Here is a 17,041-nt window from a genome sequence, read left to right as displayed (position 1 = left end):
AGGGATGGGGCGATAGCCCGTTTATCCCTTTCAGCCGGCAAGCCGTTGACAGGTCGCCGAGGAACGAAGCACTAGCCTTTTGCTTCCTTTTGGGCAATGTCAAAAGGAAGGGTAAGCCCGGGAGGGCGCGGCAGTATGAGCTAAAGAGAAAATACTTAACTCAAGATGGCTTTTATACATAATAAAAAAGAACGTTTTTACTATTAAATTCCAACTCCTGATTCGCATTAATAATACAATATCTACTTTATTGTTTCTTGCAGAAAGAATCAGGGCTGCGAACAATCACGTTAACAGTTTTGTTAAAAATAGTACATGAATTATTAATGCTAAAATAATCACCAGATGGAAGAGAAGAACAAACGAATGACCACAAACCAAGGTATTCCGGTCGATAACGACCAAGCGTCTATTACGACACAGAACCAGCATTTGACATTGTTGTCGGATACACACTTGGTAGAAAAGCTTGCGCATTTCGACCGGGAACGGATCCCAGAGCGAGTAGTACATGCAAAGGGGGCGGGGGCTCACGGGTATTTCGAAGTGACGAATGATGTTACAAAATATACCTGCGCTTCATTTTTGTCTCAAATAGGAAAAAAAACAGAGATACTCGCCCGCTTTTCTACAGTAGGCGGCGGACGCGGATCGGCAGATACGGCTCGCGACCCCAGAGGGTTTGCCGTGAAGTTTTACACCGAAGAGGGCAACTATGATATGGTGGGCAATAATACTCCTGTATTTTTTATTCGCGATGCCATAAAATTCCCCGATTTTATACATACCCAGAAAAAGAATCCGGTGTCGAACCTCGACGATGCCGATGCTTTCTGGGACTTTATGTCGTTGACGCCCGAAAGCGTGCATCAGGCTACCATCCTGTTTTCCGACAGGGGTACTCCGTATTCTTACCGGCATATGCACGGATTTACAAGCCATGCATATATGTGGTATAACGAAAAAGGAGAGCATTTCTGGATCAAACTACACTTCCGTACCGATCAGGGTATAAAGAACCTGACCCGGCAGCAGGCTACAGAACTTGCCGGTACTGATCCCGACCATGCCACGCGCGATTTGTTCGATAGTATAAAAAGAGGCGAACATCCATCGTGGAGTGTATATGTGCAGATAATGAAGCCGGAAGAGGCTGATAGGTATGGCTTCGATGCTTTCGATGTCACTAAAACATGGTCGCAAAAAGATTATCCTCTGATTCCTGTCGGAAAGATGGTATTAGACCGCAATCCTGAAAATTATTTTACCGAGATAGAGCAAGCTGCTTTTTCTCCGGGCAATCTGGTGCCGGGTATAGCCATATCGCCCGACAAGATGCTTCAGGGACGTGTGTTCAGTTATCCCGATACACATCGTCACCGCCTGGGGGCTAATTTCGATATGATTCCGGTAAATGCCCCGAAAACCCAAGTGAGGAATTATCAGCGCGACGGTGCTATGAATATGCACAGCTATGGAGCGCCTAATTACTATCCGAATAGTTTCGATGGGCCGGCTCCCGACAAAAAATATGCTGTGCCTCCGGTAGATGTGGCTGGAATAGCTGCACGGCACGAATACCAATTGAGTGATATGGATTACCAACAGGCGGGCGTGCTCTACGGAAGGGTGTTGTCGGAGTATGATAAAACAAACCTGGTGGATAATATTGTTTCCCACATAAAGAACGCTGCCAGACGCATCCAACTGCGTCAAGCTGCTGTTTTCTACAAGGCGCACGAAGAGTATGGAACCCGCGTAGCGCAGGGTTTGGGTTTGGATGTCGGTGAGGTAAAAAAACTGGCGGAGATGTCGCACGAAGAACGGGTGAAGGCTACAGCACAATAGATACTTATACTATATATTGAAGAAAAGACAGGGATACACCGATGCGGGGTATCCCTGTTTTATATGAAAGATGAAAAAAAGAATGTTAAACGGCTTCGGCAATCAGTCCCGGCGAAACCTTTTTTGCGCTAGGTTTCATCGCCTCGCGTATGGCTCGTGCAAACAGGTTGTTTATTTTGTGGCCGGGGCAATTGGCTATAATTTTCCCCTTTATATAATGCCCTACCAATGCCAAATCGCCGATAATGTCAAGCAATTTGTGCCTTGCAGGTTCGTTGGGGTATATCAGCGGTTTGTTCATTATATATCCTAGCCGGTTGGCATCTTTGCGTTTTACGCCCATCACCTTTGCCAGCTGGTCAAATTTGTCTTGTTCTATCGGCTTGTCGTATATTACGATGGCATTGTCCAAATCGCCGCCTTTCACCAGATTGTTGTTGAGAAGAGGTTCTATTTCCCTGACAAATACAAATGTACGGGCTGAAGCAAAGTCTCTGGTAAACTCCGACAAGTCGTTCAGGCATGCATCCTGTTTGTGCAGAAATGTAGAGTTGAACGAGATGTGAGATTGTATGCTAAACGAATCGTCGGGTAGCAAGATCAGCGATGAGCCTGTTTCCTTGTCTACTACCTTGATGCGTTTGCGCTTGAATGTAACAAATTTTCTTAAGGCTGCCTGTTGTTGTGCTCCCACTTCTTTTATCTTGCTGACATATTGGATAGAACTTCCGTCCAGTATCGGAAATTCGGGGGCGTCGACTTCAATAAGGCAGTTGTCTATCTCGCAAGCGTAAAGGGCTGCCATGGCGTGTTCTACTGTGCTGACTTGTACATCGCCGACTGATAGTACGGTACCGCGTTGCGTAGCAGATACATTTTCGGCCAAAGCTTCGATGACAGGCTGCCCGGCTATATCGGTGCGTTTTATCTTATAACCGTGGTTTTCGGGAGCCGGCCTGAATGTGATGTGAATGTTTAATCCGGTATGTAACCCCTTTCCCTCAAGGGTGAAACTACCCTTTAGAGTTCTTTGATAATTTGTCATATAGTTCGGTTTTTGTGGTTTTTGTTAGTTATGATGCTTTTATCAGGCATGCTCCGGCAGAGTAACCTCCCCCGAATACAGAAATACAGATAAGGTCTTCTGCTTTGAACCGTTCTTCGTTTTGGGCAAATACAAGCATAGAACTGGCCGAGCCTGTATTGCCTAAGTCTTCTATATTAGTTAATATTTTGTTTTCGGGCATTTCCAGTTGTTTTGCTACGTTTTTCAATATCCGCATATTTGCCTGATGCCCTATAAAATAAGATAGGTCTTGTGGCGACCTGCCGTTCCATTCCATTATGTCTCGTGTGTTTTGCGCGATGTATGTACAAGCCTGTACAAAAACATCTTTGCCAAACGGCATTTGCAGCCCTCCGTTTTTAGGGTTCAGGTGTACGCCCTCGGGTCCCTTGCTGATATGCCCCAATCCCTGTGTCATAATATCTAGTACCTGATGGTCTTTCCGGGTATATGGATGATCGGAGAAGAAGAAGGCTGTAGCTCCGTCTCCCCACAAGTGCCCCGATATGCAATCGCTGTCGTCGGAATAGGTGGAGTTGCGGTCGGCGCAGATCATCAATGCTTTGGATGCTACCTGCGAATGGAAAAAGGTTTGTATGATTTCCATTGCATTGATGGCAGAAGAGCATGCCGACGATACATGGAATACTCTTGCATTGCATATATTATATTCGCGCTGAATATAATGGCCTGTTGTGGCAATTGTATCGGATATTGTATAAGACGCAAATACAATGAGGTCTACCTCCGAGATATTGTACGGAAGTTTGTCTATGGCGTTCTTTACAGCCATGTTGCTCATATAATCCAGGCTTTCTTTGTCGGAAGCCCGCGAACGGTTTTTTATGCCTGTGCGTTGCTCTATCCATTCGTCGGTCAGCCCGTTCAGTTGAGTGAAATACTCATTAGGGATCCTTTTTTGGGGTATGTAGTACCCGGTTGCATTTATATACATAATTAGTTTGTTATTATGTCTAAGGTTCTATTAAAACTCATACATACTTTCAGGGTGGCGCACCAGATGCTTTTTCCAAAAACGCTGATTGTATAATTGTATTAATTTTTGACAGGATTTTTCGTCGTATTTACGAACTTTTGAATATTCTTCACCGATATAATTGAGGGTGTCTTCGTCGGCTCTGAGGCGGCTGAAACTTCTACAGCTATCCAGTATATTTATCTTTTTGAAGCTCATACGGTTGAGGTCTACCAGATAAAATTCGTATCCGGTTTCGGTGATCTTGAATAGGATATTTCCGGGAGAATAATCTTTGTGGAAAATTCCCTTTTTATGAAGTTCGGCTGTAAAAAGCGTGAAGGCTTGCAGCAGCTTTTTGTTGCTTTCTTCATCTTGCTGTTTATATATCTCTTTCATCGTGCCGTTTACCGGTTCGTGGACGGATATATAATACGAATCGGCAATAAGCCCGTTTTTGCTTTTTTCTATATATGCTATCGGTTGCGGGGTGAGTACTCCGCGCCTGAGCACTTCTATCGCATTGAGGTAAGAACGCTCGGCTTTCGATTTCCTTATATATTTGTATGCAAACCTGTTGATCAACAGTGGTTTCTTAAACGACTTTACGTTTACCGACAGTCCGTTGATATCGAATACTTTTATCGTGTTCCTTCCCTGATATTCCAATCTGCCCTGATGAGAAAAGGTATCCGGGAGCGAATACAAAAAGTCTTGTATATGTGTGTATTGCGGATTGATTATTATTCTCATCTTTTTTTCTTATTAGATATTATATCGTATTGATTTCCTTATTTCCGTATTGTTCTAGTCGAAAACAAACTGGCTGAGAAATTTATCTTCGCCTATCTCATCTTTACATTTTATCGATATGCCCGATTCTTGCAATGTGGCTTTCAGCTCGGCGCTGATACTTTCCATATATATCAAATTGACTTTCTTGAGAGCCATCAGCAACGAAAAGTTTTCGTGCCCCGTTCCTTTCAACTTGATATTTTCCACACCTTTCACTTTTTCATTTTCCATACTGAACAAATTAACTGTTGTATTCTCTTGAATGCCTTTGCTCAATGATCCTTTTTGAGTCAAAACTGCAATTACTTTAGCCATGATGTTTAGTATTTTTTATTGATGAACGGTTATTCACTTCGTTAGTTTCTAAGTTATTGCCTCAAAATATGAACATATATAAGTGAACAATTGTTCGCTAAAAAATCTAAATTTTAATCAGGCTATACAAATAATCGAGAACCTCCTTTCTTCGTTCAAAGTCATGTTTTACGTTGATTACAAACACAGATTCATCCTTACCTCTTGTCGAAGATTCTTTTATACTGATACTGTTGAACATTATGCTTGTTATTTCAATATTCACGTCCGGTCTTACTTCTCCTTTTGCTATACTTTTGCTAATAGCTCGCTCCCACCGCGACAGGAGCCGGCTGTTGATATCAGCAAAATGGGATGTGAAGTCCGGATAATACTTTGCCGCTTGTATCATCAGTGCAGTGTAATTGAGAAATGTAGTATGCGTAACTCCGGCTCTGGTAAAGATATTCAGCATGAGCCTTTGCCGGCGGTGCATTATTTCTATTAGTTCTGCTACCGTGAGGTCGTCTCCCGCTCCTTTGAGCATACGTTCGAACAGGCGGAAGCAATATTCGTCGATAACAGCCTCAAACAAGTCTTTCTTATTCTTGAAGTATCTGTACATTGCTCCGCGCGACATTCCCAGTTCTTCTTGCAAAACCGAGATAGATGCACTGTCGTAGCCCTTTGCCATGAATACGTCAAACGCTCTTCTTATTATATATTCTCTACTGTATTTCATATTCCGTGTAAATATTAAAAATGAACAATCGTTCACAATGCAAATGTCGAAATATTTTTATCATGTACCATAACAATTCTGTTAAAAAAACATACATATCCGTTAAAATGTATTTAGTTTCGTGGGGTTAAAACACAAAGAAGGTGTCCTTTTTTACTTTGGGGACACCTTCTTTGAAAAAACTTTATTTGCCTGTGTTTTGGCAAAAAATATTTCGACAATTTACTAGAAAGATAGTGTGCTAACTAAACCCGGCCTTAATTAAATTCAGTTCAGTACTAGTATATGTACTCCTCACGTCCTCACCTGCATATTTAGACAAGGTGTCCATGAAAAAGTTAAATTTTTGCCATTTGCTCCACGAATCTTCTTCTGAGGTATTTCTCGGGAGGCTGTACAATTCGTCAAATGCTTTGATAAAGATTTGCCAGCCATATTTATTCTTTATACGGATCAGAGTGTATAGCATGCAATCGCCATCCCCCGATTTCCCTTGCCCGAAAACATTGTCGTAAGACTCTCCTGCATCGGTTTTGTAATATGTTGCTATTTGGCCTCCTATATATGTCTTACCGCCTTGCATACCTACTACTCCCCCGGTTTTATCGAGCCCGTAAAACATTCTGAAATTGGCAAACAATTCTTCGTTCCAGTTCCACGAATTATTACCATTCATACCTTCTGTTGTAGCCGAGAAATTATGACCCATTTCGTGCATGATTCCAAACGACCATGTTCCGCTTTCCTTGATCCATTCAAGTTCTCCGCTTACCCAATCCTTATCCCAGTAGATCGGATATCCTGCATATGCCCACATCCAGTCCCATTCTAACTTTTTGGATCTGATTTCGTTCTTTTTCCCTCCGAAGGGTGTTCTGCCGCTAAAGAGTTCTTTGTATGCGTTGTACATCTTGTCCAGGTTTTCGAGCCAGTTTTGTATCACTGATTCCGAAACCGATCGTTCACTTTTTTCGATAATGAGCCTTATATGTTCGCTTTCGGCTACATATTTTGAAGAATTTTTGTTTTCGGTAAAGGTTATATTATCGAAGTAAGCTGTTCCTACCGACGATGCCCACGAATTGCCCAGACGTAAGTACAGATCGATATTGTCGGAGTCTACTACATCTATATTAAGCGTTACCTTGGTCCAGTCGGTAGTGCCTATCACACTGGCTGATTTTGCAACATATGAGCCCTCGAGCGAAATATGTGCGCCTATTCCTACAAAACCGGGAGTACTGTTGCTTCCGCCAGCCACGTTTTCTGTCTTGATATATGCAGTTGCGATATAAGATTTGCCCGGTGTAAGTCCCGTGGCCTTCTGGGCAATGGCTATTTCCACATCCTGATCGGGATCGTTGGAGTTCGATTTCAATATCAGGCAATTGCTGCCATTCATACCTTTGCCCACGCCATACGATGCACTGCCCAGGTAATAAGAATACCATCCCCAAAGGAATCTCCACTCTTTGGGTATGATTTCCTGCAACAGACTCAAGTCTACAGTCGTTTCCATATCCTTGTTCGATATATAGAGGTCGGCGGGTTCAAGCGTTCCCAGGCCGATAGAACTACCATTGCCCCAGTCTTGTATGCTGGAAACCGATTCCATTTGCACGCCGCGGTTGCTCAATGTCAGGTTGTAGGTGTTCTTTTTCCCTTGTGCAAATGCTTGTGAACTGGCATCCCATTCAAGGGTAACAGGCTCGCCGTTTATTGCTACAGTGAATAAAAACTTGCGCGTAGAGGCTGTAGCCGGCAGTAGGATACCTTCTGCCGTTGCTGCACTTCCATTAACGGTGGTTTTCATCACTATGGCTGTGGCATTGCCATTATTTGTCAGCGATTTGTCGGCAAGGTCAAATTCGGCACTTGTTTTCATATTTGTGATGGAAACTTCTAATCCTGCCAGGGTGCTTATTTCTCCATCGGCTGTAATGTTGAAAATTACTTTCGACAACTGGTGGCTGAAGTTGAGTGTCACAGCATCGTTGAGTTTTTTCTCCTTAGCATTGTCCGAATAAAGAAGGTCTATCTTTTCTTGCGACGATTGGTCGGATACATCAACATTATACACCGTGCCCGAAAGCGATGAGGCGTATGGATAATATGCAATAAAATCGACAGTTCCGGCTTTTGGGAAATAGACGGCATCGTTGGCCGATGCTGCCGAAAAGTTTCCATCGCCGGAGGTGATGTGTTTTCTATTTGCAGCCCCGTCTACAATCGTAGTCAGCCCCGAGCCAGTCTTCATAAATATTCCTATGGCATCATTTTCATCCCACTCGTCGTAACTGGCCTTTGTTCCCGTCTGGTTTGCTATTGCCGATCCGAACCGTATAGCTTCGCCTTGGGTGATATATTCCTGGTCTTCGGAGCACGATGACAATATTCCCAAAAGGATAATACCTAATGGGAATAAAATCTTATTAATATTCATGCCTGTATCAGATTGTTATATCATCCTCAGTGGTACCATCTCCCCAGTTATCGATGCTCGATGCTGTGTTTACTTTTACCCCCTGGCTGGTTAGGGTAAGGTTGTAAGTGTTTTTCTTTCCTTGTACAAACACTTGTGTGCTGGCATCCCAATCGAAAGTAACGGGTTCGTTGTTTATGCTTAATACAAATACGAATTTGCGTGAAGCAGCGGTTGTAGGTAGTATAATTCCTTCTGCCAAGGCTGTAGTGCCGGTTACCGTAGTTTTCATAGTTATTGTGGCAGCACTGCCTTTGTCAGTCAGCGATTTGTCAGCCAGATCGAAGTCTGCGCCTGTTTTCAGGTTTGTAATAGAAACGGTCAATCCATCCAACGTGCTGATCTGGTCGTCAGTCGTAATGTTGAAAATTACTTTCGACAACTGGTGGCTGAAATTGAGTGTTATCGCGTCTTTATTTTGTTTGCCTGTGGCATTGTCTGAGTATAACAGGTCGATCGCTTCTTGCGACGACTGGTCGGATACATCTACATCGTACACTGTTCCCGAAAGCGACGACGTGTATGGATAGTAAGCAATGAAGTCTACGAGTCCGGCTTTAGGGAAATATATTTCGTCGCTAGACGATGCTGCCGAAAAGTTTCCATCGCCCGAGGTAATATACCTTTTGTTTGCGGCTCCGTCTACAATAGTGGAAAGCCCTGCGTTTCTTTTCATAAATACTCCGATGGCGTCATTGCTACCCCATTGGGCATTTGCGGCTTTAGTTTTCGATGCATCAGTGATGGTACTGTTGAAAGTGATTGCGGAAAATTTGTCTTCGTAGTTTTTCTCGTCGGAACAAGATGATAACCCTATTGCAACAACTGCAATAGCAAAAATGCTTTTTAGTTTCATAACGTGTTTAGTTTTAAATAAATGTACTTAGTTTAAATAGTTTAATGTAATTGATTTTTTTATTCAATTTAAGCACATCATCATTGACCGAATAGAATTGTTTGTGTTATGTGTTCAGCCTTTTCCTGTTTGTTTATTTATCGTAAGAGTTTGCCTGTTGCTGCAAATGTAGAAAAAAAGGATTGTTAACAACTTTAAAAAATATTTTTTTTGTATATGTGCTATTTCCCTGAAACATTTTATTAATTTTGGAAAAGTCGCCTCAAAAGTGAGGCTTTTTGGTAAAAAGGTAATCTAATATTAACCATCTAAATTTTTTAGGCCATGAAAACTTACCAAACCCAAGAAATCAAGAATATAGCAATTCTTGGTAGTTCGGGAGCTGGCAAAACCACTCTCGCCGAGGCCATGCTCTATGAAGCTGGCGTCATAAAACGCAGAGGAAGTGTAAAAGACGGAAATACAGTCTCGGACTATTTCCCAGTGGAAAAAGAATACGGTTATTCGGTTTTTTCCAGCATTTTCTCTGTGGAATGGATGAACAGGAAACTAAACTTTATTGATTGTCCGGGATCCGACGATTTTGTCGGGAATGTAGTGACGTCGCTCAACGTTACTGATACGGCCTTGATGGTGCTTAATGCTCAATATGGGATAGAAGTAGGAACTATCAACCAACTAAGATATACTCAAAAATTACAAAAACCGGTAATATTCATTGTCAACCAGCTCGACCACCAGAAAGCTGATTTCGACAATGTAGTTTCGCAGTTGAAAGCCGAATACGGGGAGAAAGCTGTTTTGGTACAGTATCCTGTCAACTGTGGGGAGGGCTTCAATGCCGTTGTCGATATATTGAAATTTAAGATGTTCAGGTGGAAGCCCGAAGGCGGAGTGCCTGAAGTACTCGATATACCAGCCGAAGAATTGGATAAGGCTACAGAATTGCAGCAGAAATTAGTAGAAGCAGCAGCAGAAAACGAAGAATCCCTGATGGAGAAATTCTTCGAGCAAGGAACCCTTTCGGAAGAAGATATGCGTATGGGCATCCGTTGGGGATTAGTGCATAGGGATTTGTATCCTGTATTCTGTGTGTCTGCCGAAAAAGATATGTGTGTACGCCGTACAATGGAATTTCTTGGAAATGTTGTACCATACGTACGCGACCTTCCCGCTCCTGTCAATACCGACGGCGTGGAAGTAAAACCCGAATCGGACGCGCCAACCAGTTTGTTCTTCTTCAAGACTATGGTAGAGCCGCATGTAGGCGAAGTTTCTTACTTCAAGGTGATGAGCGGGAAAGTGCATGAAGGCGACGACCTTATAAATGCCAACAGGGGTTCGAAAGAGCGTATGGGGCAATTATTCTGTCCTGCAGGCCAGCAGCGGGTGAAGATAGAAGAATTGATGGCCGGAGATATAGGTGCAGCCGTAAAACTGAAAGATGTGCGCACCGGAAATACGCTTAATGCCAAAGGAGTTGATAACAAATTCGATTTTATCAAGTACCCCGACCCTAAGTATCGCCGTGCCGTAAAAGCCGAAAATGAAAAAGATACGGAAAAACTCAACGAGATATTGATTCGTATGCACGAGGAAGACCCTACATGGGTAATAGAAAACTCTAAGGAGCTGAAACAATTAATAGTTTCGGGACAGGGAGAATTTCACCTCAAAACGCTAAAATGGAGGATAGAAAATAATGATAAGATAGCGATTGTCTATTCCGAACCTAAAATTCCATATCGCGAAACCATAACCAAAGCTGCCCGTGCCGATTATCGCCACAAGAAACAATCGGGAGGTGCAGGCCAGTTTGGTGAAGTGCATCTGGTAGTGGAGCCTTACGTAGAGGGTATGCCTGTTCCGGATACATATAAGTTTAACGGGCAGGAATTTAAAGTGCAGGCACGTGATATACAGGAGTATAGTCTCGATTGGGGCGGAAAACTAGTATTTGTGAATAGCATTGTCGGCGGTGCTATTGATGCACGTTTCCTTCCGGCAATACTGAAAGGTATCATGTCGCGTCTTGAGCAAGGCCCATTGACAGGTTCTTACGCCCGCGATGTACGCGTAGTAGTTTACGATGGCAAGATGCACCCGGTAGATTCTAATGAAATATCGTTTATGTTGGCTGGGCGCAATGCCTTCAGCGAAGCATTTAAAAATGCAGGGCCAAAAATCCTTGAGCCTATCTACGATGTGGTGGTTACAGTGCCGTCCGACAGGATGGGCGATGTAATGAGCGACCTGCAAGGACGCCGCGCCATGATTATGGGTATGGAAAGCGACAGGGGTATAGAGATACTAAATGCCAAAGTGCCGTTGAAAGAAATGGCGAATTATTCCATATCCCTGAGTTCGTTGACAGGGGGGCGTGCATCGTTTACAATGAAGTTTGCCAATTATGAGCTTGTGCCATCCGATGTGCAGGATAAATTGCTGAAAGAATACGAGGCCAGCCACAAGGACGATGAGTAATATTGGTTTTATACCAATGAATTAAATAGGAATCCTGGGAATATCATTCTCAGGATTTTTTTATTACTGGTATTATAGAATTAAAATCTCGAAAATGAACTTGTTGTAAGTGTAAGTGGTTGACTGATGTGTGATTAGTGAAAAAAACAAAGCCATGCGGGCGTATATTGGTTAGTTGTTATCATTACCTATTTTCACAAATAGATACATGAAAGTGGAGACAATAATATAATGTAAATTACAACTGTAAGTCCAAAACTTCCCGCAGGCTTCGTATATTGATTATATGTATATATTTTAGTATTAAAATATAGCCGAAAATAAAACTAAATAAAAAAGTGTTGAATGTATATGTTTCAAATACTCCGTTCGCTGTTTATAAATTTAGCTGTGTTACAAATAGCAAAATAAACATTTATTTCTTAATAAACAAAATCTGATTTCGAAATGTTATTCCAATTATCAGAACAAAGTGCGGGATGATATAAATAAATTCGATGTTGGATAGAAACTTATAATAGTTAGTTATGGTTTTTTTACCGATTGTAGTGATGAATGAGTGGCATATAGCCTATTTTTGTGAAATTTGATAAAAACAGAATAGTAATAGATATTAATGATAATAAAATGAATTTAATAGACGATTTAAAGTGGCGATATGCCGTTAAAAAATTCGATCCGGCGAAGAAAGTAAAACAGGAGTTGGTAGAGCAAATCATAGAAGCGGCAAGATTAGCGCCTACTTCATCGGGGTTGCAACCCTTTAGGATTATAGAAATTACCAATCAGGATTTGAAAGAAAAGATAGTGCCTCTTGCAATGAACCAGAAACAGGTGGCCGACTGCTCTCATCTATTGGTATTTGCGGCTTGGGATAACTACACGGAAAAGCGTATCGACAACATTTACAGCCTGATAACAACAGAGAGGGAACAAGCCCCGGATCAATATTCCGACTATACCAACAGGTTGAAGAAAGCATACCTGAATCGTCCCGGCAATGAAAACTTCGATCATGCCGCCAGGCAGGCATATATCGCTTTGGGGTTTGCAATGGCTATGGCTGCTGAGCTAAGAGTAGATACTACACCCATGGAAGGGTTTGATAATAATGCACTCGATCAATTGCTGGATTTGAACAAGGCAGGCTTGAAAAGCGTTACATTATTGCCTCTGGGCTATCGCGACGAACTTAACGACTGGCTTGTGAACCTCAAAAAAGTGCGCCATCCGGAAGATGAGTTCCTTGTCAGGATAAGATAAATAATGCGAATCAGTAGTTGGAATAACTGCAAAACGTTCTTTTTTATACTGTATAAAAGCCATCTTGAGTTAAATATTTTATCTTTAGCTCATCCTGCCGCGCCCTCCTGGGCTTGACCTCCCTTTTGCCATTGCCCAAAAGGGAGCAAAAGGCTAGTGCTTCGTCCCTCGGCGACCTGTCATCGGTTTACCGGCAGAAAGGGATAAACGGGCTCCGCCCCATCCCTTTCTACGCCGCCTTCACCGGACAGGTTCCCGCCTGCGGAACTAATGCACGGAAAGCTGACGCACGACTAGAATTGTCGTAAACTCTTGTCCGGCGTTAGCCCGCGCCATTAGCTTTGCGTACGGGGTACCCACGCGATGCAGGCGGCGTAGAATGAAGTGGGGCTGCTGTTATGCAACTTTACTAAGCTAACTAAAAGATTACTGTTAGTTCACTTCATTCAGCCGACAAAGCGCAAAGTGGGTCGGACAGCAAAGCGAGGCGCAAAAGCGTTTTTGGTTCCTTTTGGGGCTTAGGCCAAAAGGGACGCAAGCAATCTGTGATTGCGCGCAGTATAAAAAAGAACATATAATTTAACTACTGATTGACATAAATAATAATCAATAATTAAATATTAAATTATGGCAACAATTACATTCAAAGGATCAAATGTTAACACAAGTGGAGAGCTTCCGGCAAAAGGGTCACAAGCTCCTGATTTTAGTCTGGTGAAAACCGACTTGGCGGAACTGGCATTGAAAGACCTCAAGGGGAAGAAAGTTATACTCAATATATTTCCTAGTCTCGATACCGGCACATGCGCCGCTTCGGTAAGGCGTTTCAATAAGGAAGCAGCGGCTCTGGGCGATACAGTTGTGTTGGCTGTGTCGGCAGACCTGCCCTTCGCTGCGGGTCGCTTTTGTACTACAGAAGGGATCGAAAATGTACATCCGGCATCTGTGTTCAGAAGCCCCGAATTTGCAAAGAATTATGGAGTATTGATGACGGATGGCCCACTGAAAGGATTATTGGCACGTTCGGTAGTTGTCATCGACGCCAACGGAAAGGTTGTATATACGCAATTGGTGGGCGAAGTAACGGAAGAGCCTGATTACGAAGGCGCATTAAAAGCTGTAAAATAGGAATACCACAAAAAGGTGTCTTTCGAAAATGAAAGGCACCTTTTTTGTACTGCTTCTACTACTCTGTAGGCGTTCGCACCTCTTCTATCGGATCGACCGAGATAAGTGAATAGTTCATTACATCCATAGGTATGCGCACAAATCCCCCATTCCTATTATAGAGGTTGATGCCGTACTCCCTCGACCGAGGATGTAATTTGTACTGGTAAAACGTTCTCCTGAAATCATCCGGACTTCCTATGTATATCCCACTAACTTTGTCTCCATCCGATGTATATACAGTCACTAAGCATTTACTGTCCATCTTTGTTATTTTATGTTGGGCATATTGAAATATGATACAAAGGTAATAATAAATATGGAGACAAAACTTAGAGCCTCTTTAAAATTTAGCTAAATTTTAAAGAGGCTCTAAGTTACTGTTATGGTACAAAGCCTAACTTTAACAGGAATGCCTATCTTTGTTAGAAGCAAAAAAAGAAACAGAATATGGAATTACGCACAGTAAACGTAACGCGATACATTACCCCTTTGCGCGAAGGAGGATCGTTGCCTGCATTGGCAGAAGCCGATGACGGGTTTAAATATGTAGTCAAATTCCGGGGATCGGGACATGGCACCAAGATGTTGGTCAGTGAGCTTATTGGCGGAGCTATAGCACAAACGTTGGGTTTTCGCATACCCGAAATGGTCTTTATCCACCTCGACGAAGCTTTCGGGCGCACCGAAGGCGACGAAGAAATACAGGATCTTTTGCAGGGTAGCCGAGGGTTAAACCTCGGACTACATTTCCTGTCGGGAGCATTGACCTTCGACCCTGTTGTTACCCAGATAGATGCCGATACAGCTTCGCGCATCGTATGGATGGATGCCCTGCTGACAAATGTAGACCGTACGACTAAAAATACAAATATGCTGATGTGGCATAAAGAACTCTGGCTGATAGACCACGGGGCATCGTTGTATTTCCATCATTCGTGGGCAGGCTGGGAAAAGTATGCTTTAAGCCCTTTCGTTCAGGTGAAAGACCATGTATTGCTGCCATTTGCCTCAAAGTTGGAAGAAGCGGACAAGTCATTCAAGGAAATACTAACTCCTGATAAAATAGAAGAAATAGTGGCACTTCTGCCTGACGACTGGTTGCACTGGGGCGGACAAGAAGAATCGCCGGACGATATACGCAAGGTATATGTAAACTTCCTGAATGAGAGAATAAAACATTCTGATATATTTATAAAAGAAGCACAGCATGCAAGGAAAGCACTTATATGAATATGCCGTCATACGTGTTGTGCCGAGGGTAGAACGCGAAGAGTTTATAAATGTGGGAGTTATCCTTTTTTCGAAAAGGACAGGATACCTGAAAGCCCGCTATCATATAAATGAAGACAAACTGAAACTGTTCGATTCGGAGATTGATATAGATACGCTTTATGCCAACCTCTGCGTATTCGATAAAATATGTTCGGGAAACAGGGAGGGGGGCTATATTGCTTCGCTCGAAGTACCCGAACGCTTCCGGTGGCTGACTGCCGTGAGAAGCACTTCGATACAGACTTCCCGTGCGCATACAGGCCTTTCTGACGATCTGGACAAAACTTTCGAGAGGTTGTTTCAGGAATTGGTGATGTAATAGCTTACCACTAATAAAGATAGAAGGTGTCCTTTATTACTTTTAGGACACCTTCATCTCTATACTGTAAATGTTCTTAATATTATTCTACACCGCCGCCAAGTGCCCTGTAAAGGTCTGAACTGGCTTGAAGTTGTTGCAACTTGTCGCTTATCTGATTAAGCCTTGCCTGAAGCAAGCTTTGTTGCGCGTTTATCACTTCCAGATAGTTAGCTTCGTCGGCTAACAACAAATCTTTGGTGTAAGAAACAGCTTTGCTTAGCGATTCCACCTGTTTGTCCCTTATCTCGTTCTTGCTCATCGAGGTTTCGTAAGTGTACATGATGTCAGACACTTCCTTTCCTGCCGAAAGTACAGTCTGCTCGAAAGTAAGCAATGCAGCAGCCTGTTCGGCTTTAGCAACTTTGAGTTGAGTAATCAGTTGCTTGCGGGCAAATATAGGTTGTACAATGTTGCCAATGATGTTTGCAGCAAGGTTTTCCGGTTTGAACAATGCCCCGGCATAACCCAGCGAAGCACTGTTTATAGATATAGATGGATAGAAACTAGCCTGAGCAGCATTGGTCAATTCGAATGCCGAGCGGAAAGATAGTTCTGCCTGCTTTACATCCGGACGTTTTGCCAACATCTGGAAAGGAACTCCATATGCGAGTTGTGTGGGTACAACTTGCGACTTCAGCGAAGTGCGGGCAATACTACCCGGCTTGCGACCCAACATCAGGCAAATAGTATTTTCAAGCTGACGTATATTGTTCTCCAAATCGGGAACAGATACCTGGGCTGAATATAACGAAGCTTTGATTTGTTCGACAGAAGCTCCGTTTTGGTAGCCACTTTCCATCAATGCCTCCATTGTTTCTACGCTTTCCTCCATCAATCCTATCATCTCCTTGGTGACAGCTAACTGCTCGTCTAATGCTAACAACGAATAGTAGGTATTGGCTATATTGGCTATCAGTGATGTCTGAATCAGATTGCGGCCTGCATAACTGTTGAGCATATCGGCAAATTTAGAGCGTGCCTGACGGTTGAGTTTTCCCCATACGTCTATTTCCCAACTTGCTGTAAGCCCTACCATATAGGTATTGCTGGAATAGCCTAGCGTTTTCCTGCCATCCTCACCTTGGCTAAAGCGAGTATGCTCCCAATTGCCGGCCAGAGCTAAAGTAGGGAAATAAGCTGCGCGAGCCATACCCAAAGCCGCTTCTGCCTGATTGATACGTTCGGCCACGATACGCATATCGTAGTTGTTGTTCAACGCCTCGTCTATCAACGCCTGCAAAGCTGGGTCGGTGAAGTATTCGCGCCAAGGTATATTGGCTATAGTGGTGGTGTCGGTCGGATTCTCGCCCCTGTACAGGTCGGCAGAATCTACTTCGGGCGCCTTGTATTTGTTTACTACCTGGCAGGATGTTAGTCCCATTGAGAGTATTACTCCCAATAGAACTATTCCTTTTATATGTTTGCTAATCAT

Annotated in this window: 15 protein-coding genes and 1 pseudogene; 7 read left to right on the top strand and 9 right to left on the bottom strand. The window is 43.1% G+C overall.

Going from position 1 to position 17,041, the window contains the following annotated elements; translation table 11 throughout:
- The first annotated feature begins 345 nt into the window (after positions 1 to 345).
- Complete coding sequence (locus D0T57_RS08790) at positions 346 to 1,848, top strand: catalase (RefSeq protein ID WP_163272959.1); 1,503 nt, start codon at positions 346 to 348, stop codon at positions 1,846 to 1,848.
- Positions 1,849 to 1,981: 133 nt separating this feature from the next.
- Here the strand turns inward: D0T57_RS08790 and D0T57_RS08785 are convergent.
- The 7 genes and pseudogenes from D0T57_RS08785 to D0T57_RS08755 all read right to left on the bottom strand — a co-directional run.
- A pseudogene (locus D0T57_RS08785) lies at positions 1,982 to 2,893 on the bottom strand (UDP-3-O-acyl-N-acetylglucosamine deacetylase); the annotation flags it as partial.
- A 28-nt stretch (positions 2,894 to 2,921) separates the two neighbouring features.
- Entirely contained in the window at positions 2,922 to 3,869 is a 948-nt protein-coding gene (locus D0T57_RS08780; RefSeq protein WP_163272955.1) for a 3-oxoacyl-ACP synthase III family protein, read from the bottom strand.
- 30 nt (positions 3,870 to 3,899) lie between these two features.
- Positions 3,900 to 4,643, bottom strand: coding sequence for a lipopolysaccharide kinase InaA family protein (locus D0T57_RS08775; protein ID WP_163272953.1), 744 nt, complete (start codon positions 4,641 to 4,643; stop codon positions 3,900 to 3,902).
- A gap of 54 nt (positions 4,644 to 4,697) precedes the next feature.
- Complete coding sequence (locus D0T57_RS08770; RefSeq protein ID WP_163272951.1) at positions 4,698 to 5,000, bottom strand: hypothetical protein; 303 nt, start codon at positions 4,998 to 5,000, stop codon at positions 4,698 to 4,700.
- A gap of 106 nt (positions 5,001 to 5,106) precedes the next feature.
- A complete protein-coding gene (locus tag D0T57_RS08765; RefSeq protein WP_163272949.1) occupies positions 5,107 to 5,721 on the bottom strand; it encodes a TetR/AcrR family transcriptional regulator in 615 nt (204 codons plus the stop codon).
- Between the two features lie 241 nt (positions 5,722 to 5,962).
- Positions 5,963 to 8,164, bottom strand: coding sequence for a fimbrillin family protein (locus tag D0T57_RS08760; protein WP_163272947.1), 2,202 nt, complete (start codon positions 8,162 to 8,164; stop codon positions 5,963 to 5,965).
- A 7-nt stretch (positions 8,165 to 8,171) separates the two neighbouring features.
- Complete coding sequence (locus D0T57_RS08755) at positions 8,172 to 9,059, bottom strand: fimbrillin family protein (protein ID WP_163272945.1); 888 nt, start codon at positions 9,057 to 9,059, stop codon at positions 8,172 to 8,174.
- 324 nt (positions 9,060 to 9,383) lie between these two features.
- On the opposite strand from D0T57_RS08755, the gene D0T57_RS08750 reads away from it, so the two are divergent.
- The 4 genes from D0T57_RS08750 (at position 9,384) to tpx (ending at position 13,934) form a co-directional block, all read left to right on the top strand.
- Positions 9,384 to 11,543 carry a translation factor GTPase family protein gene (locus D0T57_RS08750; RefSeq protein ID WP_163272943.1) on the top strand — a complete coding sequence of 720 codons (2,160 nt, stop codon included), beginning with the start codon at positions 9,384 to 9,386 and terminating at the stop codon, positions 11,541 to 11,543.
- A gap of 627 nt (positions 11,544 to 12,170) precedes the next feature.
- The gene (locus tag D0T57_RS08745; RefSeq protein ID WP_163272941.1) at positions 12,171 to 12,806 is read left to right on the top strand and encodes an NAD(P)H-dependent oxidoreductase; all 636 of its coding nucleotides are present in this window, start codon (positions 12,171 to 12,173) and stop codon (positions 12,804 to 12,806) included.
- A gap of 125 nt (positions 12,807 to 12,931) precedes the next feature.
- The gene (locus tag D0T57_RS08740; protein ID WP_163272939.1) at positions 12,932 to 13,114 is read left to right on the top strand and encodes a hypothetical protein; all 183 of its coding nucleotides are present in this window, start codon (positions 12,932 to 12,934) and stop codon (positions 13,112 to 13,114) included.
- A gap of 319 nt (positions 13,115 to 13,433) precedes the next feature.
- On the top strand, positions 13,434 to 13,934 hold the full coding sequence (tpx, locus tag D0T57_RS08735) for a thiol peroxidase (protein WP_163272937.1): 501 nt from the start codon (positions 13,434 to 13,436) through the stop codon (positions 13,932 to 13,934).
- A gap of 58 nt (positions 13,935 to 13,992) precedes the next feature.
- On the opposite strand, the gene D0T57_RS08730 is transcribed toward tpx, so the two are convergent.
- Positions 13,993 to 14,238, bottom strand: a complete 246-nt coding sequence (locus tag D0T57_RS08730) for a hypothetical protein (RefSeq protein WP_163272933.1) — start codon at positions 14,236 to 14,238, stop codon at positions 13,993 to 13,995.
- A 185-nt stretch (positions 14,239 to 14,423) separates the two neighbouring features.
- Here D0T57_RS08730 and D0T57_RS08725 point away from each other — a divergent pair, with 185 nt between their 5' ends.
- On the top strand, positions 14,424 to 15,206 hold the full coding sequence (locus D0T57_RS08725) for a HipA family kinase (protein WP_163272931.1): 783 nt from the start codon (positions 14,424 to 14,426) through the stop codon (positions 15,204 to 15,206).
- Positions 15,184 to 15,567: a DUF3037 domain-containing protein gene (locus tag D0T57_RS08720; RefSeq protein ID WP_163272929.1), complete on the top strand. Its 384-nt coding sequence runs from the start codon at positions 15,184 to 15,186 to the stop codon at positions 15,565 to 15,567. The genes D0T57_RS08725 and D0T57_RS08720 overlap by 23 nt, the downstream gene beginning before the upstream one ends.
- A gap of 82 nt (positions 15,568 to 15,649) precedes the next feature.
- On the opposite strand, the gene D0T57_RS08715 is transcribed toward D0T57_RS08720, so the two are convergent.
- The gene (locus tag D0T57_RS08715) at positions 15,650 to 17,041 is read right to left on the bottom strand and encodes an efflux transporter outer membrane subunit (RefSeq protein WP_163272927.1); all 1,392 of its coding nucleotides are present in this window, start codon (positions 17,039 to 17,041) and stop codon (positions 15,650 to 15,652) included.

The organism is Dysgonomonas sp. 511 (genome assembly GCF_010501105.1).
Classification (GTDB): Bacteria; Bacteroidota; Bacteroidia; order Bacteroidales; family Dysgonomonadaceae; genus Dysgonomonas.
Note: the sequence above shows the minus strand (reverse complement) of the source record. Positions and strands in the feature narration are given on the sequence as shown.